Raw genomic sequence first — 21,242 nt, 5'->3', positions numbered from 1 at the left:
TCAACCAACGTCAAAAAAGGGAACAAAAAATGCTGAGACGCTCACTTATCAAGGCCGCTACATTCGCGGCGTTTGTCGCAGCATTCGGCTTCTCCAGTGCGGCTCTGGCGGCCGACAAGGTCAACGTCCAGCTCGACTGGGTGGTGCGCGGCAATCACGCCATGTTCTTTGTCGGCAAGGAAAAGGGCTTCTTCGCCAAGAACGACATCGATGTGGCCGAGATCCGCAAGGGGTCCGGCTCGCCGGACGCGATGCGGCTGGTGGGCAATGAGAACGCGGATTTCGGGTTCGGCGATCTTCCCACGCTTGCCGTCGCACGGTCGCAGAATGTTCCGGTCGTGGCGCTGGTGGCCGTCAATCAGCACTCGCCGCTGGGGATCATTTCGCTGGCCAAGACAGTGAAGCTCGCAAAGCCGTCCGACCTGAAGGGACTGACCATCGGCATTCACCCTGCCGGCTCCACCTACATCTTCTTCAAGGGCTTCCTGGCCGCCAACGGCCTGACCGAAAAGGACATGACGCTGAACAGCGTCTCGCCGCCCTATGAAAGCTACCTGCTGCTTGGCCGGGTTCAGACGGTCGTCGGCTATGTCGACGCGGAGGTTCCCGAACTGGAGGCGAAGGCTGGAGGCCCAGGCTCTCTCAGCATCATGATGGGGGCGGACTATGGCTGGAAGGCCTATGGCTCGGGTCTGTTCACCTCGCAGACGATGATCAAGGACAAGGCGGACGTCGTGCGCCGCTTCGTCAAGGCATACAGGGAGGCCTTCGACTACGTCGTGGCGCATCCGGAAGAGGCTGCCGAGATCACCGCCAAGGCAGCGCCCGGCTATGCGGACAAGAAGGGTGTCCTGCTGGCGCAGATCAACGCCGATATCGCATCGACGTTCAGTAGCCCCGACACCAAGGAACACGGTCTCGGCTGGATGACGAAGACACAATGGGAAGAGACCTTGAAGACGCTGACGGATCAGGGCGTGCTCAAGGCGGCTCTGTCGGCGGACGACGTCTTCACCGACGCATTCCTGGCAAAAGAATAAGGGCGCGCGGTGTTCGAACGGAAAGATCGATGAGCGCCTACCGGCAGACCAAACTGTCCTGCGCCTTGGTGCAGGACACGTCACGCTCGCCTTTCGCCGCATCGGCGCGGTCGAGCGTAACCTGCACGCGGGTGGCATATGCGCGGCCCTCGAGGCCGCACCAAAGCCGCTCGACGGGCAGGTTCTCGCGCTTGTCGTTGAGGATCGTGAACGTGCCGGTCTTCGGATCGAACCAGAGTTCGATGCGAGCGCTCTTGCCCGGTTCGACCGTTGCGATCCCGGCCGAATACCAGTGGGCGAAGTCGGCGTTGCAGGAGAGGCCTTCGCTGCCCGCATTCGAAATCGTCAACGGAACCATGTCGAGCCCGTCAGTGCCGGTGCGGACGGTGACATGGTGCAACTCAACCGCGTTGGCGAAGGACGATAACGCCAGCATCACCGGAAGGGCATAACGGATCTTCACTTTGCCTGAGCTCCATATGTAATTTTCCTAGGCAGTCTATCTCGCTTTCGCGCAATAACAATAAGAATATTGATTGATAAAACAACAGAGAGGGTAACATGTTAAAGCTTCTTAAGAGCAGTGTAAGTGCAGTTATATTGACCGGTGTCTTGATGAGCGGCGCGCTTGCCGGCGAGGTCAAGTCGATCGCCATCCTGACGCCTGAAGAAGGCACGGATTATGGCTGGAACCAGCAAGGCATCGACGCCGCCAAGGCGGCGGGCAAGGCCGCCGGCGTCGAGGTGGTCGTGGCCCAGGGCCTCGGCTATGGCGATGTTCGTCCGACCTTGCGGGAACTTGCCTCCGACGGCGCCAGCCTGCTGATCGCGCATGCCAGCGGCTACAACACCTCGGCTCCGGAAATCGCCAAGGAACTGAAAGTTCCGGTGGCGATCGTCGACACGCCGACCGGCCTGGAGAAGGGCCTTGTCGCCGACTACACGCTGAGCGGCCACGAGGGCGCTTACCTCGCCGGCCGTCTCGCCGCCAAGGTGTCGCGCTCCAAGTCGGTCGGCATCGTCGTCTCGGGCGAGCCGCCTTCGTGGAATTCGCAGTCGGCGGCGTTCGCGCAGGGCGTGAAGGCGGAAAACCCGGACGTCAAGATCACCTATGCGGTGATCGGCCCGGCAGCCTACAGCGATGCGGCCGGCGGCAAACGCGTCACCGAAAGCGTGATCGCATCAGGTGCCGACATCATCTTCGGCCAGGGCAACGGTTCGAGCTTCGGCATGCTGCAGGCGGTCGAGACGACCAAGGCTGCCGATGGCGGCAAGGTCTATTTCATCGACGTCATCGGTGACAAGTCGCCGATCGACAAGGGCTTCCTGCTGTCGTCGGTGGTGTGGAACATCGAGCCGGTCTATGCGGCGATGATTGCCGACCTGAAGGCTGACACGTTCGGTACCAAACACTATACGATCGGCCTCAAGGACGACTCGGTCAAGCTGCTGAAGACAGCCGCGATCCCGGATAATGTCTGGACGGAAATCCAGGCGCTGCGCGAAGACGTCATTTCCGGCAAGATCAAGGTCGATCCGGTCTATGACGCGGCCGCCGTCAGGGCATTGATGACCAGCGTCGCCCAGTAAGGCGATTAAGGTCAGCTGCCGGAGGGGTGATCCGTTCACCCCTCCGGTCGATTCCCAATTTTTAGTGCTGGGCTTTCATGAGCGGTTTTTCTTCATCGTCCGTCGACAGGCGCGACATCGTCGCGCTTGAAGGCGTGAGCAAACGGTTTCCCGGCATCGTTGCCAATGACAGCGTCGACCTGTCGATCCGCCCGGGTGAAGTGCATGTGCTGCTGGGCGAGAACGGCGCTGGAAAATCGACATTGATCGGCATGTTGTCCGGCCTGCAGCAGCCGGACGAAGGTCGCATACTGGTCGACGGCAAACCGACCCCGATCACCTCGCCGCGCCATGCGCTGGCGCTCGGCATCGGCACCGTGTTCCAGCATATGATGCTGGTGCCGACGCTGACGGTGGCGGAAAACCTCTTGCTTGGCGGGCCATGGTGGCAGCGTCCCAGGACCGAAGAACTGGCGGCGCGGGTCGCCGAGATCACCAGCACGCTCAGCATCACCGTCAAGCTTCATGCCAAGGTATCGGAGCTGTCGCTCGGCGAGCAGCAGCAGGTCGAGATCCTGCGCGCGATGCTGCGCAACAGCCGGTTGCTCATCCTTGACGAGTCCACCTCCATGCTGACGCCGAAAGGCATCGACGAACTGGGCGCGCTGATGCGTCGTCTCGTCGAGCAGGGTCTCGCGATCGTCTTCATCACCCACAAGCTCAAGGAGGCGGCAGCGTTCGGCGACCGCATCTCGGTGCTGAAGCTCGGCCGCAAGGTCGGCGAGATCCCACCCGAGCGGCTTCGCGCGCTGGGTGAACAGGAGATCGTCTCGGAGATCGTGGAATTGATGTTTGGCAAGCAGAAGGATGATCCGGAAGCCGTCGAGCGTCCTGTCCGCACCGCCCGCGCCGGAGCGGCCCCGCTGCTTCAGGTCGAGGATCTGACGGTGGCACCGACGGACAACGCGCCGGGCCTGTCGTCAATCTCCTTCGACATCCGCCCAGGCGAGATCCTGGGCATAGCCGGCATCGACGGCAACGGCCAGAAGCAGCTGGCGGAAGCGCTGGCCGGCCAGCGTATAGCCACCTGCGGCTCGGTGCGGTTGGACGGCGCCGCCATCGAGACGCTGAGCGTCGGCGAGCGCCGCCGTCGCGGCCTTCGCTACCTGACCGACGACCGGCTGGGCGAGGGCACCGTCGGCACCTTCCCGGTCTCGATGAACTTCTTCCTCAAGCAAGTCGGCGCGGCCCCGTTCTGGCGCAACGGCGTCGAGCAGCGCGCGGAGATCGACAAGCGCGCCGCCCAGCTCGTGCGCGAATACGATGTGCGGACGCCGAGCCTGAAGACGCCCGTCGCGCGGCTGTCCGGCGGCAACATCCAGAAGGTGCTTCTGGCGCGCGAACTGGCAGAGGGCGCCAAGGTGGTCATTTTCAACAAGCCGACCTATGGGCTCGATCTTGCCAACACATTGGCGTCGCGCCAGCGCATCCGCGACACGGCGGCGCGCGGCCTTGCCGTGCTGCTGATCTCCACCGACCTCGAGGAATTGCTTGGTATGTGCGATCGCATCGCCGTCATCGCAAATGGAGCTTTGGTCGGCACCGTCGAGAATGCCGACGACGCCCGCACCAAGGTCGGTCGCCTGATGATCGGACTTGCCGCATGAGCATCGACACCGCACCCACGGTCAGTGCTACCGCACTCGATGCCACGAGCGGGGCGGTGACGCGCCGCGACATCCTGCACCGACTGCTGATGACGCTCGGCCCGATCCTTGCCGCTCTCGTCATAGCCGGCTGTATCCTGCTTGCCGTCGGCGTCGACCCGCTCGCCTATTATGGCTACGTGCTGGAAAAAGGTCTGTTCTCGCCGCTCGGTATCCAGCAGACACTGACGCGCATGGCGCCGCTGCTGTTTCTTGCCGCCGGCCTGATCGTTGCCTTTCGCGCCGGCATGTGGAATCTCGGCGGCGATGGGCAGTTCCTGCTCGGCGCGGTGACGGCTGCTGCCAGCGCTCCCGTGTTCGTGCAGATCATGCCAGCCTGGCTGGCGCTGACCTGCTCGTTCCTCATCGCCATGGTGGTGGCGATGATCTGGTCGCTGGTGCCGGCCTTGCTGCGTGCCTATCAGGGCGTCAACGAGATCATCACCACGCTGATGATGACGTTCCTTGGCACCTCGCTCGCCAATGTGCTGGTCAAGCTGGCATTTCGCGATCCAGCCACGACCGTGCCGCAGACTCGTACGCTGCCGGTGGAGGACCGGCTGCCACGCCTGTTCGAAACGACCATCACCAGTGGCCTGCTGCTTGGACTGGCGGCGATCATCATCGTGCATCTGGTGATGACGCGCACGGCGTTCGGGCTGAAGCTGAGGATCGTCGGCGCAAATCCACGCGCGGCGGTTCACTCGGGGCTCGGCGTCCCCGGCCTGACCATTGCGGTCTTTGCCATTTCGGCCGGGCTGGCCGGGCTTGCCGGCGCCGTCGACATCATCGGCGTCCAGGGCAATGTCCGCGCCGACTGGAATCCCGCCTATGGGCTTGCTGTGATTCCAGCCGTGTTTCTCGCCCGCATGAACGGCTTTGCCGCAATAGGCTTCGTGTTCCTGCTCTCGGTGCTTTCGATCGGGGGCGAGAGCGCGGCCCGGCGGCTCGGCGTGCCCAATCATTTCACGCTTGTGCTGGTTTCCATCGTGCTGATCGTGCTCGCGCTCGCCGAATATTTCGATCACCGGTACAACCAGTCGCGGAGGGCCTAGCGGATGACCGGGCTCTTCAGCGAAGTCTTTCTGAGCGCGCTGCTGTTCGGCGCCGTCACCGCGGCGATCCCGCTGCTGCTAGCCGGGCTCGGCGAGCAGATTTCCGAAAAGGCGGGCGTGCTCAATATCGGTATCGAAGGCATGATGCTGGCCGGCGCCTATCTCGGCTTTGTCGGCGCTTTCTATTCGGGATCGCTGTGGCTGGGCTTTCTCACCGGTGCCGCCGGGGGTGCCGCGGTGGCGGTTGTCATGGCGCTGCTTTGCGTGCGCATAGGGCTGAATCAGATCGTCATCGGCATTGCGCTGACGCTCGGACTTGAGGGTCTGACGGCACTGCTCCACCATTTCCAGTTCTCACGCAGCTACCCGCGCCTGCCGGCGGCGGATGCGACAGTCATTCCGTTGCTTTCGGACATTCCGGTCATCGGGCCCGCATTCTTCAAACATCATCTGATCGTCTATCTGGCGGTCGCGCTGGTTTTCGGCATGGGCTACATCTACCGGCGCACGCAGCTGGGTCTCAACCTGCAGGCAGCAGGCGACAAGCCGGCCGCGCTCGATGTCGCCGGCATCGATGTCGTGCGGACCCGCACCATAGCCGTGTTGACGACCGGCGCGCTGGCAGGGCTCGGCGGCGCCTATCTCGCCAATGTCGGGGCCGGGCTGTTCATTCCGTTCATCACCAACGGCGCGGGCTTTCTCGGCATCGTGCTGGCCATGCTGGCGCGCGGTCGACCGATCTGGGTGCTGTTCGGCGCGTTGCTGTTCGGCGTCTGCCTGTCGCTGACCACGGCCATGCAGGTGGCCGGCATCAACATACCGACCGATATCATCCAGATGCTGCCGTTCCTGGCGGTGATGATCATGCTGGTGCTGTTCGGCCGGCGCGCCAGCCTGCCAGCAGCGCTCGGCATTCCATATGAGCGCGGCGCGCGCTGACCACAATTCATGCGCGGATGGGACCCGCGCCAATAAGGAGGCAAGAAATGTCGGATACCAAGGTCTACCTGCTCGACGGCGGCTCGCTCGTTCTCGACGGATATCATGTGTTCTGGAATCGTGGCCCTGGCGGCGAAGTGCGCTTCCCCGTCTATTCGATCCTGATCGAACATGCCGAGGGCCGGTTCCTCATCGACACCGGCTACGACTACGATCATGTGATGAAGGTGCTGCCGTTCGAAAAGCCGATCCAGGAAAAGCACCAGACCATCCCCGGCGCCCTGGCGCTGCTCGGCCTTGAACCGAAGGACATCGATGTCGTCGTCAATTCGCATTTCCACTTCGACCATTGCGGCGGCAACAAATATTTTCCCCATGCCAAGAAGGTCTGTCACCGGACAGAGGTGCCGCAGGCCTGCGATCCGCAGCCCTTCGAACATCTCGGCTATTCGGACCTGAGCTTCTCGGCGGAGGCGGCGGAGGCGCGTGGCGCGACGGCGCAACTGCTGGAAGGCACCACGCGCGCCAACTCGACCTTCGAGGGCATCGATGGCGACGTCGAGCTTGCCAGGGGCGTCCGGCTGATCTCGACGCCCGGTCATTCGATCGGCCACTACAGCCTGCTGGTGGAGTTTCCCAAGCGCAAGCCGATCATGTTCACGATCGACGCGGCCTATACGCAGAAGAGCCTTGAAACGCTGTGCCAGGCGGCCTTCCACATCGATCCGGTGGCGGGCGTCAATTCGATGCGCAAGGTGAAGAAACTCGCCGAGGACCATGGCGCCGAGCTGATGTACTCGCACGACATGGACAACTTCAAGACCTACCGGACCGGCACGCAATTCTACGGCTGATGGCCGCCAAATCGGGAGACAAGACGATGCGCTATCTCGAACACGCCGATCCGGTCATCACCCTGACCGCGGGGCCTGTGAACGCCTACTCTGAAGTGCTGCGCGGCCTCGGGCGCACGGTGCTCTACGACTACGACCCGGCGTTCCAGCTCTTCTACGAAGGTGTGGTCGACAAGGCGCAGAAGGCGATGCGGCTGTCGAACAAACCGGTCATCCTGCATGGCGAGCCGGTGCTGGGCCTGGAGGCCGCCGCGGCCTCGCTGATCGCGCCCGACGATGTCGTACTCAACCTTGCCTCCGGAGTTTACGGCAAGGGGTTTGGCTATTGGGCGAAGCGCTATTCGCCACATCTGCTCGAGATCGAGGTGCCCTACAATGAGGCGATCGATCCGCAGGCGGTCGCGGCAATGCTGAAAGCGCATCCGGAAATCACCGTCGTTTCAGTCTGCCACCACGACACGCCGTCCGGCACCATCAACCCGATCGACGCCATCGGCGCGCTGGTTTCGGCGCATGGCGGCTATCTCATCGTCGATGCCGTCTCGTCCTTTGGCGGCATGCAGACGCATCCGGAGGATTGCAAGGCCGATATCTATGTCACCGGCCCGAACAAATGCCTGGGCGCGCCTCCCGGCCTCACGATGATGGGCGTCAGCGAGCGGGCCTGGGCCAAGATGAACGGCAACGAGGCAGCCCCCCGCGCGTCGATGCTGAGCATCGTCGACTGGGAGCATGCGTGGTCGCGGGACAAGCCGTTTCCGTTCACGCCGTCGGTCTCGGAGATCAACGGGCTCGATGTCGCGCTCGACCTCTATCTCAATGAGGGACCGGAGGCGGTGTGGGCGCGCCACGCGCTTACCGCCAAGGCCATGCGGGCGGGCATTGCTGCAATGGGCCTGTCGATCTGGGCCGCCAGCGACAATATCGCGTCGCCGACCACGACAGCCGTCCGCACGCCCGAAGGCGTCGACGAGAAGGCGCTTCGGCAGGCCGCGCGCGCCCGCTACGGCGTGGTGTTTTCGTCTGGCCGCGGCGAGACCTTGGGCAAGCTCACACGCATCGGTCACATGGGTCCGACCGCCCATCCGATCTATGCGATCGCGGCGCTGACGGCACTTGGCGGCGCCATGAACGCGGCCGGCCAGAAACTGGCGATCGGCAAGGGGATCGACGCGGCGCTGGCCGTGGTCGACGCCGACGCCTGAACAGACATCACCAGATCACGGATTGAGGGAGCATTTTCATGACTGAACGGCTTGCGGGAAAGACGGCCCTGGTTACGGGCGCCGCGCAGGGTATCGGCAAGGCGATCGCAGCGCGGCTTGCCGCTGACGGGGCAACCGTCATCGTCAGCGACATCAATGCCGAAGGCGCCAAGGCGGCGGCCGCGGCGATAGGCGGAAAGGCGAGGGCGATCGCCGCCGACATTTCCGATCCGGCATCGGTCAAGGCACTCTTCGCCGAGATCCAGGCCCTGACCGGGGGCATCGACATCCTGGTCAACAATGCCAGCATCGTGCCGTTCGTCGCCTGGGACGATGTCGATCTCGACCATTGGCGCAAGATCATCGACGTCAACCTGACCGGCACCTTCATTGTCAGCCGCGCCGGCACGGACCAGATGCGTGCAGCGGGCAAGGCCGGGCGGGTGATCAGCATCGCATCCAACACCTTCTTTGCCGGCACGCCGAACATGGCGGCCTATGTCGCGGCCAAGGGCGGCGTCATCGGCTTCACCAGGGCGCTGGCCACAGAACTCGGTAAATACAACATCACCGCCAACGCGGTGACGCCTGGCCTGATCGAGAGCGACGGCGTCAAGGCGAGCCCGCACAATGAGGCGTTCGGCTTCGTCGAGATGCTTCAGGCGATGAAAGGCAAAGGGCAGCCGGAACATATCGCCGATGTGGTTTCGTTCCTGGCCTCCGACGATGCGCGCTGGATCACCGGCCAGACGCTCAATGTCGACGCCGGGATGGTGCGCCACTAGCCAAAGCGCATCCCAAAAACCGCTGCAGCACTTCTGGGCGACCCTGCATCGGGTCGCAACAGCGGATGAGCGCGGCCGAAGTATCCGCAAGGCCGTGTCGCGGTTGGCGAATCAAAGGGAAATCATAGTGGACTTCGGATTCGACACGTCGATGTTCGACGGGCCGACGATTGCAATGCTGGTCGCCGGTCTGGCGATAACCGGCGTTGCGTCCGGCGTGTTGGCAGGCTTGCTCGGGGTCGGCGGCGGCATCGTCATCGTCCCGGTGCTGTTCTGGGTGCTTAGCCTGTTTCACTTCTCTCCTGATGTGACCAGCCATCTGGCGGTCGCGACGTCGCTTGCGGTTATCATTCCCACCTCGATCTCATCGATGCGGTCACACAACAAGCGCGGCAATGTCGATCGGCCTCTGCTCAATCTGTGGGGACCGGCGATTGTCGTCAGTGCCCTCATCGGCGGCATCATGTCGAAATTCATCCCGGGTGCTGGCTTGCGGCTGGTCTTCGGCGTCGTCGGCCTGCTGGTGGCCGTCAACATGGCGTTGCCGAAGCATCTCGTGATCTCCGATCGCCTTCCGCAAAGCGGCTGGATCAACCGTGCGATCGCATCGACCATCGGCGTTGTCTCTTCGCTGATGGGAATTGGCGGCGGCACGCTCTCGGTGCCGACGCTTTCCAGCTTTTCCTTTCCGGTCCACCGGGCCGTCGGCACATCGTCGGCGCTTGGCCTGCTTATCGCGCTTCCAGCGGTGGCCGGCTTTATCTGGTCGGGTCTCGAGATTGCCGGCAGGCCTCCGCTCAGCCTGGGATACGTCAGCCTGCCGGCTGTTGCCATCATAGCGCCCGTGAGCTTCCTGTTCGCACCCTTGGGCGCCAAGCTCGCCCACGCGCTTGACCCGCGCTACCTGAAACTCGCCTTTGCGTTTTTCCTGGCGATCACGGCCGGGCGAATGTTGCTTTCCTGAATCCCAACCTTGATGCATTCGAGGCAATGGCGGCGGCCCGGACCGCCTGCGTGTTAAGTTCTTGGTAACCCTCACAAGTCGAACACAACTCGAAGGCCCAAAAAGGCATTGGCTTCTGGTGTCCTCCATAGATGCTAGGGCCGACATTGAGGCGAGTCCAAGGAGCTGAGACCAGCATGGCCACTGTCCTGAACGCCAAGGGCGTTCCACTTCCCTACAGCGGATCCTCGACCAGGTGGTACTCGGCGACGAATTCCGGCCCGGCCCTTTATGGCAGCATCTATAACGACTCGCTCTACGGCGACAGTAGCGTCAGCGTCACGATGTATGGCGGCAAGGGCGATGACATTTACTATCTGTATTCCACGAAGAACAAGGCGGTCGAGCTGGCCAACGAGGGTGTCGACACCATCTCGACCTGGATGAGCTACAGGCTCCCGGCGCATTTCGAGAACCTGACGGTCACGGGCGACAAACGCTATGCTTTCGGAAACGAGCTGAACAACATCATTACCGGCGGCTCCGGCCAACAGACGATCGACGGCTTAAAGGGCGACGACGTTCTCAAGGGCGGCTCCGGGGCAGACATTTTCGTCGTGGCCCCCGGCAACGGCAGTGACCTGATCCTGGACTTTAGCGCCGAGGATACAGTGCGCGTCGGGAGCTACGGCTTCACCTCCTTCGAGCAGGTGCACGCCAACATGGTCCAGTCGGGAGCGAACGTCCGACTTGATCTGTCCGACACCGAGTTTCTCGTCTTCGCCAACAAGACGATCGAGCAGTTCACCGCAAGCCAGTTCGATCTGGCCTTGGACAGGTCGCATCTGGAACTCACCTTCTCGGACGAGTTCAACACACTGAACCTGTGGAATGGCTCGAGCGGCACCTGGGACACGAACTTCTGGTGGGGAGGCGCGAATGGCAGCTCGCTCACGAGCAATAGCGAGCTGCAATGGTATATCGATACCAGCTACGCCCCGACGAGTTCCGTCAACCCGTTCAGCGTCGAGGACGGTGTTCTCACGATTACCGCCGCCCGAGCCGCTGAGGCCATCAAGCCCTACATAAACAACTACCAATACACGTCAGGTCTGCTGACAACTTACGAATCCTTCGCACAGACCTACGGCTATTTCGAAATTCGGGCCGACATGCCCGAAAAACAAGGCGCATGGCCGGCCTTCTGGCTTCTGCCGGCGGACGGCTCTTGGCCACCGGAACTGGACGTCATAGAGATGACCGGTCAGGATCCGAACAAGCTTCTTTTGACAAGCCACTCGAACGAGACGGGAACTCATACAACAGCGGCCTCGACTCCCTTTGTCTCGGATACCGGAGGGTTCCACACGTATGGGGTGCTGTGGACGGAAGACGAACTCGTCTGGTATTTCGACGACGTCGAAGTTGCCCGCGCCGCGACACCTGCCGACATGCACGAGCCGATGTATATGCTGGTCGATCTGGCAGTGGGCGGCATCGCGGGAGCGCCCGCCGACGGGCTTGCGACGCCCGCGGAAATGCAGATCGACTACATCCATGCCTATTCGTTGAACGATTGGGTTATCTAGGCGCGACAACTGAAGCACTGAGGTGTGGGCGATCGCCTGCGACGATTGTGCCGCCAGTGGGGCCGCAGCTGCTCAACCTCCCGCGGCGGGCTTCGAATTGACGGTCTTCAGCGCGGTCAGGAGATAATCCTGCATGGTCGCCTGAAGGTTGGTCGTTGCGGTGCGCACCGCCGCCATCGCGTCCTTCACTGCGGCTTCGTCAAAGGGCATGGCTTTCTGCGTAGCCGCCAGATTGGCGCGCGCGCTGCGCAGGTCGCGCAGCGCCTGGAAGGTGCGCGCGCGGTTGTCGCGCAGCACGCCGCGGAACTCCTTCCTCACCTCTGGCGGATAGCTGCTGGCAATATCCGCCAAGAACACACGCGCCGCCGCGCCTTGCCGCAGGCCATGCATGGCATAACCGACCAGGAAGAAGTTGACGGCCAGCGAAAGGGCAAGCAGCACCAGCGTCGCCGTCCATATCCAGGAACGCTTCAAAGCGAGCCCTCCCCTTCCGGATCGGCCGCGACACCGCCGCCATCGGCCACCGCCGAACCGGACGCCAGCGCCAGAAGCTCCGTATCGGACGGATCGTCCTGCAGCCGCGCCACCTGGTAGCCTGCCAGCGTCGCCGCCACGAGCGCGGCAGCGGCGCAGGCCGCGAACCCGGCCGGGCTCAGGAAGAGGCGCGGCAGCAAGTAGGGGCGTGCCGAGCCGGCTGCGATACGGGCCAGCACCTTGCTAGCCAGTTCCTGGTCGTCGCCATCGGTCAGAGCCGCCTCGAGCACGAGGCGGTCGAGCGCGGCATCCGGATCGTCCTTCTGCTCCGCCGCCATCAAGTTCCGCGCTTGCTGCCGGAACGGCGCCGGCCAGGCTTCAACGGTGTCGCCGAAGCGACGCCTGTTTCGTTCGAATTCGTCCCGTGTCATGAGGACTTCCTTTCGCGGCCCACGGCCGCCATTGCCAGATGATCCCTGAGTGCGCGCCGTCCGCGGACAAGCAATTGCTCGGCCGAGCCGACGCTGCTGCCCATCACCTCCGCGATCGCCGCGATGTCGAGGTCGCCGACGGCCCTGAGCAGCACCGCCATGCGCTGCCGTTCCGGCAGGCGCGAGAGCCCGTCACGCACGATCGCCAGTTCCTGCCGCGCTGCAGTTGTCGTCTCGGCATCGGCCTCGGACGAGGCGACCTCGTCCCTTATGTCGTCCAGCCCAATGAAGCTGCGTAGTGCCCTGCGCCGGCGCTGGTCAATGCAACGGTTGGCTGTGATCCGGTAGAGCCAGGTCGAGGCCCGCCCTCTGGCAGGATCAAACCGAGCGGCTTGTTTCCAGACAGTCACGAACACCTCCTGCACAACATCCTCGGCGTCGCCGGCATTGCCGAGATAACGCGCGGCAAATATCCGCAGCCCACGGCCATGGCGGGCGATGAGCTCGGACAGTGCGCTTTGGCTGCCTGCTGCGATGCGTACCAGAAGGTCATCTTCGCCACAGGGCTCCTCATGTCGCACGGCGGCGCGCTTCCACGGGCGAGACTGCTGGTTCGGCGAATCCGAAATTCGCATCGATCAGGAGCAGCACAGAAACGAATTTCGGATTCAAGTCCATCACACCAGATGTCAGCGCCGCCAGCGGCGGAAGCCGTGGACCGTATTGCCGTTCGGGCCGGTGAAGCTGCCGGCCGATCGGCCATGGAACGGCCAGCGCGCCGACACCCGCTTGCCGGAGAAGGTCTGCCCATTCGGCCCGGTGCCAGAATAGCTGCGGGCACAGCGGTCAACAACGCCTCCGACGCATTTTGAGCTGGACGTGTAGGTGCCGCCATTGGGGCCGGTGCGGGTGGTTGATCCGGTATAGACGTTGCCGTCCTTGCCGACGCTGCGGCTGATTTCGCCGCCATGCGCGGTCGGCCGTTTCCATTCCTCGGCCGAGGCCGCAGATGCTGCCGATGCGAGGAAGATGGCGCCGAGGCAGAACAGCTGGATTTTCATTGGAAAGGTCATGTGATGCTCCTTGGTGAGGCCGATGGAAGATCGATCGGTATTGAAGATCAGTTCGCACGCTCGGCGATCAGCTTGCGGATGGAGGCGATCTCGTCAGCAGAGAGTTTGCCGTCGCCGTTTCGGTCGGCCAACTCGAACAGCGGCATGCTGCCGGCGAACTCCTGTTCCGAGACCTTGCCGTCGCCATTCTTGTCCAGGCGCCGCCAGCGGTTGCCGACTCGCGCCTGCGCCACCTCGGCGCGGTCCTTGATCGCCTGGCGGGCGCTCTCGATTTCCCTCTTGTCGACGACGCCATCGCCATTGCGGTCGAGCTTCCTGAATAGGCGCTCGCGGGCGGCCGTCATCTCGTCCTTGGAGATGGCGCCGTCGCCGTTGGTGTCGATCCGTTGCAGGATGCGCTGGCCCGGCATGTCCTGTGCCTGCGCCGCGCAGAGCGGTGCGAGTCCGATAAGCAGGGCCGCAATGAGTGCTGAGCGTTTCATGATGGTGGTCCTTTCGTGTCGGGTTGCGGGGGCGACTGCTGACCGATACGCAGCACGCGGCCGAACCCTACGCTCGACGCGGAGGATTCTTTGCCGGACCTGCCAATCTCTGTCGCGGCGGGATCGGCCGTTGCGCCGGCAGCACCTTGAAAAAAGTCACCCCGCGCCGCGTAGGGGCACGGGAGGCGCTGCGTAAAAGGCTCTGCAAGGACGGTCCGCGGCGGGCTGTCCGACGCAATGCGGAGATCAGCATGAACAAGTTCGTCATGGCTTTTTCCGCCCCGATCGTGGCATCCAGCCGGGCGATGTCATCACCGCTGTCAATTCGACCGAAGTGAACGGCACCGACGACGTCACCAAGGCGATGACCGATGCAGTCAAATCCGGCCGCATGGCAGTGCTGATGCAGATCACCCGCGACGACACCAATCGTTTCGTCGCGCTGCCCGTCGCCAAGGGCTGATGAGAGTTCCGGAACCCGAGTTCGGTTTCGGAAGCCGTTCGACTTTTCCAGTGCGGCAGTTTCAAACACCCCCGAGCCGACGCACGGGAAAGCATGGAGGAGCGCGCGTTAGTCAGTCATCGTGCTCTCCCCCGGCGGCAGCGGGCCTCCCATCGTCCCGCTGCCGCACAGGTTTTCCGCCCACACACCCGGTTCCAATCCGAGGCGGCCACCTAAGGACCTATTCATAGATCGAGTGCGGTTTGCCTGATATCCGTGCCAATTCGGTGATTCGTGCGATCGCTGAGCGGCATTCGGGACGAAAAGCCCGAATGGGCAGTCCTACTCCGGTAGCCCGGCAGCGCTAAGTGCCTCAGCCATAGAGACCGCCAGAGCCGGCGCACAGTCGACACCGGAGAATTGCCGACTGTAACGGAACGTGGGGTGCAATTCGAGAACCCGTGCCGCGGTCGCCTTAGCCTCTGGCAGGCGCCCAAGCTTGGCAAGCGCCGCTGCCAACTGCACGTAGGTGATGCTGTGGGCGGGATTGGCCCGGATGGATTTGTGGGCTGCATCGGCCGCATCTTGGTAGCGACCACCACGAAAATGGCCAAGTGCCTGAGCGTCGTAGGCTGCAAAGGCCCACGGATCGAATGGGCTGAGGCGGATGCCTCGCTCGCTCCAATCGATCGCGCGCTCAGCGTCACCCGCCCAACCCGCCACCACACTCCCGAGAATGTAAGTGAGCGCGCACGAGGGGCTCAATGCCAGTGCTGCCTCGAAGGCAGCGAACGCGCCCGGGCGATCGTGGCCGTCCATGCCAAGGGAGAAGCCCGCAAGCGTCAAAGCTCGAGCATCGTCCTGGCCAAATGTCATGGCGGCATCGGCGTGACGCAACGAGGCTGCCCGGTTTTCTTCCTTAAGGCCGACGCGCAGGAAGAGGCAATGGTGGCACATGGCGGCGTTCGCGTGTGCCAAAGCGTAAGTCGGCAGCAGAATTAACGACCGCTCAAGGCATACGAGTGCGCGTGTGACCTGCTGCGGCATACCTGAGTCGACGTCAGGTTGCGCCTTGAGGACGAGCTCGTAGGCGTCGAGGCTATCCGGCCGTTTGCGCCTGACGCGCTCGATCTCCGCGCGCTGAAGCCCCGGCTCCATCGCGGCCACGACCGACGAGGCGATCTCGTCCTGCAGAGCGAACACATCATCTAGCTTGCGATCGTACCGCTCCGACCAGACCTGCGCACCGCTCGTTGCGTCGACAAGCTGGCAGTTGATGCGAACGTGATCGGCGATCTTGCGCACGCTCCCTTCCAGCACGTATCTCACGCCGAGTTCCTGGCCCACCTGTCGCGGGGCAACCATGCGGCCTTTGTAGAAGAAGGTCGTGCCGCGCCCGATCACGAACATCCATTTGACGCGCGACAAGCCAGTGATGATGTCGTCGACCATGCCGTCGGTAAAATAGGCTTGCTCGGGTTCGTCACCCAGGTTGGCAAAGGGAAGCACGACGACGGATGGTTTGAGCGGCAGCTCCAGAGATGGAGCCTCTGTGGTGCCAACGTCAGGGTGGCGGGTTACGACCGGCGGGCCGACGTACCTGTAGCCCCGGCGTGGCAAAGTCTCGATCCACCCTGCACCGCCCACTTCTTCCAGGACTTTGCGAATGGCGGCGATTTGGACCGTCAGGTTGCTGTCTTCGACAGCGAGTCCCGGCCAAGCGGTCTGGAACAGCAACTCCTTGGCAACCGGTTGCGTGGCCCGATCAAGTAGCAACTGAAGCAAGGCGGCCGCACGATGTCCGATTCCAGTGGGCTCTGATCCACGCAACAAGATCCCGAGGCTGGTGTCGAGGTGGAACGGGCCGAATTCGTAAATCGCTGACATGGATCGAACAACTGTCATTCGGAAACGTTTCGCAACATTTTCGCAGGCCCTTCACGACATGTCGAGCTGGCACGATGCACCCTATCGGCGGCTCCTCGATGAGGGAGCTTGCAGCAAACAGGGAGTTTCGCCATGCCCGCAAATGCAGTGATCAGGCGGCCAAATGACGTTACGGGCGTTACGCTCGCCGGCCAGCCTATGGCCTTCCTCGTGACCGGTAGGCACACCAGATACACGAGCATGTTCGACTGGACGATACCCGCACGGTTCTCCACCGGCCGGCACGTGCACCGCGTGCAGGAGGAAACCTTCTATGTTGTCGAAGGTGAGTGCGAATGGCATATCGGCGATGAAACCGTCAAAGCCACCTCCGGCACGTTCGTGTTCATCCCGCCGGGCGTGCCGCACAACATCGCCAATACGACCGACAGGCCGGCACGGGTGATCATGACCGTCTCGCCCCCTGGGCACGAGCACTATTTCGAGGAGCTTGCCGAGATGGTCTCGCGATCTGGGCCACCGGACCCGAAGGCGGTCGGAGACCTTCGCCATCGCTATGATACCGAGCAAATCTCGGCGCTCCAGACCACCTCCGAGGACTAATGACCAGCAAAGCAGAACCTCTGGCAGACCTAGCTTAAAACGGGTTAAGTAGAAAACTTCCAGTGAGCAGCGGCGAGGTCTAAAGCGCGTCTCGCAGGCGTTCAATAAGGCGGCGAGGACCTGACAACGGATGCTCGAGCCATGGATGGACCTGGGGATCTGGAATGACATGAGGTTGCGGCGCGCCGGGGCAGCCTTCCTGCACCTTTGTCCATGATGGATTGTTGAGCACGGTGTCGCAGCGCGCCAGGTGCGTGCTGCCGTCTACGATGAGACAGGCGAAGCCGCTGGGCGGGAAGAACTGGTCGTTGGCCCGGCAGACAGATGTAGCCAGAGCGGGTCCTGGTGCCGGGCCGCCCGGACAATGATCAAGCACCTCTTTCCAGGACAAGATATTGAGGCTCACTTCACAGCGGGCCAGGTGGCTCGTCTCGCCGACTCTCAAGCAGGCATACTGCCCGAGCTCAAACCGTCCCGCTGGGGCCATACATGCTGTATCCGCCCACGCCTGCGCCGTCATACCGACGAGCGCCACGGCTGCAGGGATTACGGTGATCTTCAATTTATTGAATCCATCGTTGACGCTTGATCTATCGCATTGTCCGATTGTGGCAAGATAAGGTCCAATGGGCTGAGGTCGTGACGTAGAAGGCGACGTCTCCATGCTTCCGACACGCGGGGCTCTCCAATGCGGTTAAGCGCACGAGACGTCGATCTGCCAAGCGCATAGCAGAGATTGCTGGCTCAATATGCGGTGTACGAAGATACTCCGGATCGGGCCCTCCGTTTGGCGACGGCAAGTTGGCGTCAATCAACAATGGCAATGAGAAATCACGCATTATTGCCAAAAGGAACAATTTCGTGATTGCGGGCCACCGTGTCGGAATTGCCCAACTCGCGCCCCAAAACGGGTAGTATACCAATGGACTGCAAGTGGCCCTATCTGCACGATGACCGGACTAATGTCAGGGAAGGTCAGAGCGGTGAGGGACAGGCTACGTACTCGCCCAAGTGAATACTCCCAAGACTGCGTCAAAAGGGGTAACGGACAGCGCTCGAGTGCCCGTCAACGCTTTTTTCTCCAAACCTTGTTGTTCACAGAACTTCGCCGGGATAAGCCCCCCACAAGTCGATCTGTTTGACGAAGCCGGACATCGACTTCAGCGCCACTCTGCACCATTGTCCGTCGCATCGCCTGAGTTTGACTCCAACGTCAGGTTCGAGCCAGGAAGTGACAGGGCTATCCAGTGTAGGCTTCTTGCGCAGTGCAACGTTGCCTTTGCTCCACGGAGCGACGACTGCGGTTCTGCGCGCCGACAGAAGCGCCACATCAATCCATCCGTTGGTTCCGGTCCAATCTCTTACCCGGCGCCAGTTGCCGTATTGCTGGTAGATCTCAAGTGGAATGCCCGGCCGCATGAAGACCCATTCAACGCTGTAGTCGACACCAGGTCCAATGCGTAGATTGGCGGGTGAAACCTTTAACGAGACGAAGCGCGGCAAAGGGATCCTGCTGGTCTCGGCTCGCGATCCCGTCGTCGTTGCAGAGGCGGCCAGCAGAGCTGCGGCGAGAACTGACCGAACGAGCGCGCCCACGATAGACAAACGATGCAAGACTTCACCGCGGTTTTAAGAAATGGAAACCGCTTCGACTCAGACACTTCCCCGCCGGCAAATTCGGGAAAGGCGTGACCGGTCGCCATCAAGCGGGGCCGACCCTGCTGTATCGAAGCACGCACCACCAAGAACCACCTCGCCTCGATCTGCAAGTGCTGTGTGACTATCCGTCCCGATATGCAGCCCTCGCTGACGAAATATCGACCTTTCCTCAGCCGCTGGTTTGGGCCGGCGAAACGGTGCGCGCGGGGATCGCATCCATCGCCGCCAGTTTATCTGCGCACAGATCTGCCGCGCCGGGCGCTTTGTTTTTCATGCCGGCAAGATTGGTCCAGCCTCCATCGGTGACGAAGCTATCGCGCTGGTAGGGCGATGTTTCCTTCAGTTTCGCCAAATTCTGGCTCGCATCGGCTGCGCTGATAAACTTTTCGACACACAGATTTGCGACCAGTTCGGCCCGCGCGTCTCGTGCGGAGGTTTGCGCCATTTGCGTCGCAGTCCCCCCGGTCGTCCAGCCACCGGCTGTGAAGCCGACGATCATGGTCAATACTGCGGCGCCGACCAGCGACCAGAACCAGAGTGTCTTGGACGGCTGATAGTTGTCCCAGCGTTGGGACAAGCTTTGATTGTCTTCCATTCTACTTCCTTTCCGCTACGACTAGTTCAGATTTCAACGCAGCTCGGCATTATTTCCGAAGCGAAGATTTCCATCCGTGGTACAGGCGACACTCTTTACTAATAGGTTCCGCTCAGCGGCAATCAGCCAAGGGAGCAATGGGCCGGAGATGTCACAGGCGTGCGTGAGGGCAAGGTGAACACAAGGGGCCTCTTGCACCAAGTCGCCAGTGTCGGAGTCATAGCGTGTAGGCACCCCGCCATAAGGAAACCTTCCAACGAGGAGTGGCGTCGAGCTTCACCTTCATAAGCAATATACCGAGACGGATCAGAAACTATTCCAGCCCGATAGCATTTTTTTCGGCAAGCGCCGGACTGAGAAAATTGGCGCCGCGAGAATTTGGGAACCTCGCTTGGTTTGGGACGAATAAGTTGGCACGGCAAAGCTACCGGCGACCGGACTACCTCACGCAACACTTCGAGCCAAAGGTGCGCGCACAAAGGTGCTGGCTCTCTTCGCGGTAAGCCAGAAACACTCGAGCTGACAATCGGATCCGGCGGACCGAACTGAAAGCCTTTTGGCGCCAGCAAAAGGAGGACGACAGCGATCGCTATCAATACGATGATGATAGCGGTGTTGACGAACTCTCTCATGTTTTTTGGGCGCCGTCTAACCATCCAACTGGCGCTTCTCCATGTGGAGAACGCAGCCAGCGCTTCCTTGTTGCAGGAGCTGCCGCACGACAGCCGCTCGCGATAATCCGATCGGATGGGTGTGCCGCCGACAATTCAGGCGCGAGCGTTTGTCGCTTCGTCCAGTGTAGGGTCTTTTTGTTTGAGCATTCTATTTGCAAGTCTTGCTCGCCTTCAAGGCGGCGGTAAGTCCGACTAGGGAATAGGCATACTGGGTGTGTGTACCTCTCCAGGACGTGGCGAACAGTTTCATTCTGCTGCCGGCCCGCATGGCATCAACCATTGATCGATCCTCATCGGCGTTCTGCAGCCAAGCCTTGTTGTCTTGGGTAAACATTGAGAAGCGCTGGTCTGCAATCACCACATCGATGTCCGAACCTGGTTTAAGCCGATACCCCATGATGGCTTCGGGTTGCTCGTCGTCTGGCGCCTGCGAGACCATGACAAAATTCTCGCCATGATCGACATCTGTGGGCAGTTTGGAGACGGGGACACTCAAGACATAGCACCTTGTGGTGTCAGAGCGATATGAATAGACGCCCCAGGCGCCGTGCTGAGAGAGGAGTGTGGGGGCGGCCTGCGCCCAGGTAAAGGAAAGTGCCAAAGATGCGACGGTCACACCAACTGCTTTGATGGTCATCGTTTCCTTCCTGCTCTGTAGCGCCATAGCATTGGCCAACATGGCTTTCCGAACCAACAAGATTTGGTCGCCGGGTTCTCAATGCGGTCATCAGAAATTCGTAATTGTCGTCAACTCGGGCCGTGTCTCGGCTTCATCAAACAGATCGCCTTGTCGGGGCGTTGGACGTTGTTGCTCCATCGTAGAAGCCCGTCCTTTGCGTTTTAATAATCCCGGATCGCAACAAGCCGGTCCCCCTTTATCGTGGCGATAACGAGATGGGATGCCTGCGGATAGTATCTTGGCAAAGCCGCCGCTTGGTGCGTCAGCGTCGCGCCATCAAGTCCACACAACGCCCCTCCGAGCAATCGAGCACGGTCCCCCATGCCATCCACCACAGCTATGTAGTCTCCGTCGTATGGGTAGCCTATTAGCGCAATCTCCTCATATTCTTCCAACTTCCGCATCAGTGTTTGCCTCGTGTGCAGTCCAAAACACCTATAATCAGCGCGTGGCGTGTGCTCACTGCGCTGATCACGCCGCAGGAAACAATCGCTTGGGTTGAACGGGGCCAGTCGGAACGGCCCAGCGGTTACGGACAGGGGGTAACCGCTGGGCCAG

General features: G+C 61.8%; 22 protein-coding genes and 1 pseudogene. 12 read left to right on the top strand and 11 right to left on the bottom strand.

Translation table 11 applies throughout. The features are described from left to right. The first annotated feature begins 29 nt into the window (after nucleotides 1-29). Nucleotides 30-1,040 (top strand): ABC transporter substrate-binding protein, encoded by a 1,011-nt coding sequence (locus ASD99_RS06110; RefSeq protein WP_056582470.1) that lies wholly within the window; start codon nucleotides 30-32, stop codon nucleotides 1,038-1,040. A 37-nt stretch (nucleotides 1,041-1,077) separates the two neighbouring features. Here the strand turns inward: ASD99_RS06110 and ASD99_RS06105 are convergent, their stop codons facing one another. Then, a complete protein-coding gene (locus tag ASD99_RS06105) occupies nucleotides 1,078-1,503 on the bottom strand; it encodes a hypothetical protein (RefSeq protein ID WP_056582469.1) in 426 nt (141 codons plus the stop codon). Nucleotides 1,504-1,601: 98 nt separating this feature from the next. Between ASD99_RS06105 and ASD99_RS06100 the strand changes: the two genes are divergently transcribed. The 9 genes from ASD99_RS06100 (at nucleotide 1,602) to ASD99_RS06060 (ending at nucleotide 11,685) form a co-directional block, all read left to right on the top strand. Then, complete coding sequence (locus tag ASD99_RS06100) at nucleotides 1,602-2,630, top strand: putative B6 ABC transporter substrate-binding protein (RefSeq protein WP_056582467.1); 1,029 nt, start codon at nucleotides 1,602-1,604, stop codon at nucleotides 2,628-2,630. 77 nt (nucleotides 2,631-2,707) lie between these two features. Further along, entirely contained in the window at nucleotides 2,708-4,276 is a 1,569-nt protein-coding gene (locus tag ASD99_RS06095) for a putative B6 ABC transporter ATP-binding protein (RefSeq protein ID WP_057143021.1), read from the top strand. Continuing rightward, entirely contained in the window at nucleotides 4,273-5,370 is a 1,098-nt protein-coding gene (locus ASD99_RS06090) for a putative B6 ABC transporter permease subunit 2 (protein WP_057143020.1), read from the top strand. The genes ASD99_RS06095 and ASD99_RS06090 overlap by 4 nt, the downstream gene beginning before the upstream one ends. Before the next feature lie 3 nt (nucleotides 5,371-5,373). Next, nucleotides 5,374-6,309: a putative B6 ABC transporter permease subunit 1 gene (locus ASD99_RS06085; RefSeq protein WP_056582462.1), complete on the top strand. Its 936-nt coding sequence runs from the start codon at nucleotides 5,374-5,376 to the stop codon at nucleotides 6,307-6,309. A 47-nt stretch (nucleotides 6,310-6,356) separates the two neighbouring features. Further along, entirely contained in the window at nucleotides 6,357-7,163 is an 807-nt protein-coding gene (gene pldA, locus ASD99_RS06080; RefSeq protein WP_056582461.1) for a 4-pyridoxolactonase, read from the top strand. Between the two features lie 26 nt (nucleotides 7,164-7,189). Further along, a complete protein-coding gene (gene ppaT / locus ASD99_RS06075) occupies nucleotides 7,190-8,368 on the top strand; it encodes a pyridoxamine--pyruvate transaminase (RefSeq protein ID WP_057143096.1) in 1,179 nt (392 codons plus the stop codon). A 38-nt stretch (nucleotides 8,369-8,406) separates the two neighbouring features. Next, a complete protein-coding gene (pldH, locus tag ASD99_RS06070) occupies nucleotides 8,407-9,153 on the top strand; it encodes a pyridoxal 4-dehydrogenase, SDR-type (RefSeq protein ID WP_056582459.1) in 747 nt (248 codons plus the stop codon). A gap of 127 nt (nucleotides 9,154-9,280) precedes the next feature. Further along, a complete protein-coding gene (locus ASD99_RS06065) occupies nucleotides 9,281-10,117 on the top strand; it encodes a sulfite exporter TauE/SafE family protein (RefSeq protein WP_082583163.1) in 837 nt (278 codons plus the stop codon). 176 nt (nucleotides 10,118-10,293) lie between these two features. Then, on the top strand, nucleotides 10,294-11,685 hold the full coding sequence (locus ASD99_RS06060) for a family 16 glycosylhydrolase (RefSeq protein ID WP_057143019.1): 1,392 nt from the start codon (nucleotides 10,294-10,296) through the stop codon (nucleotides 11,683-11,685). 72 nt (nucleotides 11,686-11,757) lie between these two features. On the opposite strand, the gene ASD99_RS06055 is transcribed toward ASD99_RS06060, so the two are convergent. The 5 genes from ASD99_RS06055 to ASD99_RS06035 all read right to left on the bottom strand — a co-directional run bounded on the left by ASD99_RS06055 (nucleotide 11,758) and on the right by ASD99_RS06035 (nucleotide 14,145). Further along, nucleotides 11,758-12,159 (bottom strand): periplasmic heavy metal sensor, encoded by a 402-nt coding sequence (locus ASD99_RS06055; RefSeq protein ID WP_056582457.1) that lies wholly within the window; start codon nucleotides 12,157-12,159, stop codon nucleotides 11,758-11,760. After that, on the bottom strand, nucleotides 12,156-12,590 hold the full coding sequence (locus ASD99_RS06050; protein ID WP_056582456.1) for a hypothetical protein: 435 nt from the start codon (nucleotides 12,588-12,590) through the stop codon (nucleotides 12,156-12,158). The genes ASD99_RS06055 and ASD99_RS06050 overlap by 4 nt, the downstream gene beginning before the upstream one ends. Then, on the bottom strand, nucleotides 12,587-13,171 hold the full coding sequence (locus tag ASD99_RS06045; RefSeq protein ID WP_056582455.1) for an RNA polymerase sigma factor: 585 nt from the start codon (nucleotides 13,169-13,171) through the stop codon (nucleotides 12,587-12,589). The genes ASD99_RS06050 and ASD99_RS06045 overlap by 4 nt, the downstream gene beginning before the upstream one ends. A gap of 108 nt (nucleotides 13,172-13,279) precedes the next feature. Next, the gene (locus ASD99_RS06040) at nucleotides 13,280-13,663 is read right to left on the bottom strand and encodes a hypothetical protein (protein WP_057143018.1); all 384 of its coding nucleotides are present in this window, start codon (nucleotides 13,661-13,663) and stop codon (nucleotides 13,280-13,282) included. A gap of 47 nt (nucleotides 13,664-13,710) precedes the next feature. Beyond that, nucleotides 13,711-14,145, bottom strand: coding sequence for an EF-hand domain-containing protein (locus ASD99_RS06035; RefSeq protein WP_056582453.1), 435 nt, complete (start codon nucleotides 14,143-14,145; stop codon nucleotides 13,711-13,713). Between the two features lie 283 nt (nucleotides 14,146-14,428). On the opposite strand from ASD99_RS06035, the pseudogene ASD99_RS31870 reads away from it, so the two are divergent. After that, nucleotides 14,429-14,608 (top strand): annotated as a pseudogene (locus ASD99_RS31870) (PDZ domain-containing protein); the annotation flags it as partial. A gap of 321 nt (nucleotides 14,609-14,929) precedes the next feature. On the opposite strand, the gene ASD99_RS06030 reads toward ASD99_RS31870, so the two are convergent. Continuing rightward, a complete protein-coding gene (locus tag ASD99_RS06030) occupies nucleotides 14,930-16,492 on the bottom strand; it encodes a winged helix-turn-helix domain-containing protein (protein WP_244497637.1) in 1,563 nt (520 codons plus the stop codon). Between the two features lie 114 nt (nucleotides 16,493-16,606). Between ASD99_RS06030 and ASD99_RS06025 the strand changes: the two genes are divergently transcribed. Then, complete coding sequence (locus ASD99_RS06025) at nucleotides 16,607-17,077, top strand: cupin domain-containing protein (protein ID WP_057143017.1); 471 nt, start codon at nucleotides 16,607-16,609, stop codon at nucleotides 17,075-17,077. A 79-nt stretch (nucleotides 17,078-17,156) separates the two neighbouring features. On the opposite strand, the gene ASD99_RS31865 is transcribed toward ASD99_RS06025, so the two are convergent. From ASD99_RS31865 to ASD99_RS06010, 4 genes are all read right to left on the bottom strand, one after another. Beyond that, nucleotides 17,157-17,639 carry a hypothetical protein gene (locus ASD99_RS31865; RefSeq protein WP_244497634.1) on the bottom strand — a complete coding sequence of 161 codons (483 nt, stop codon included), beginning with the start codon at nucleotides 17,637-17,639 and terminating at the stop codon, nucleotides 17,157-17,159. Nucleotides 17,640-18,172: 533 nt separating this feature from the next. Continuing rightward, a complete protein-coding gene (locus ASD99_RS06020) occupies nucleotides 18,173-18,580 on the bottom strand; it encodes an SH3 domain-containing protein (RefSeq protein WP_244482736.1) in 408 nt (135 codons plus the stop codon). A gap of 325 nt (nucleotides 18,581-18,905) precedes the next feature. Then, a complete protein-coding gene (locus ASD99_RS06015; RefSeq protein ID WP_057143015.1) occupies nucleotides 18,906-19,331 on the bottom strand; it encodes a hypothetical protein in 426 nt (141 codons plus the stop codon). A gap of 822 nt (nucleotides 19,332-20,153) precedes the next feature. Then, nucleotides 20,154-20,642 (bottom strand): invasion associated locus B family protein, encoded by a 489-nt coding sequence (locus ASD99_RS06010; RefSeq protein WP_156388932.1) that lies wholly within the window; start codon nucleotides 20,640-20,642, stop codon nucleotides 20,154-20,156. Nucleotides 20,643-21,242 lie beyond the last annotated feature (600 nt).

It is taken from the genome of Mesorhizobium sp. Root695, assembly GCF_001428185.1.
Classification (GTDB): Bacteria; Pseudomonadota; Alphaproteobacteria; order Rhizobiales; family Rhizobiaceae; genus Mesorhizobium.
Note: the sequence above shows the minus strand (reverse complement) of the source record. Positions and strands in the feature narration are given on the sequence as shown.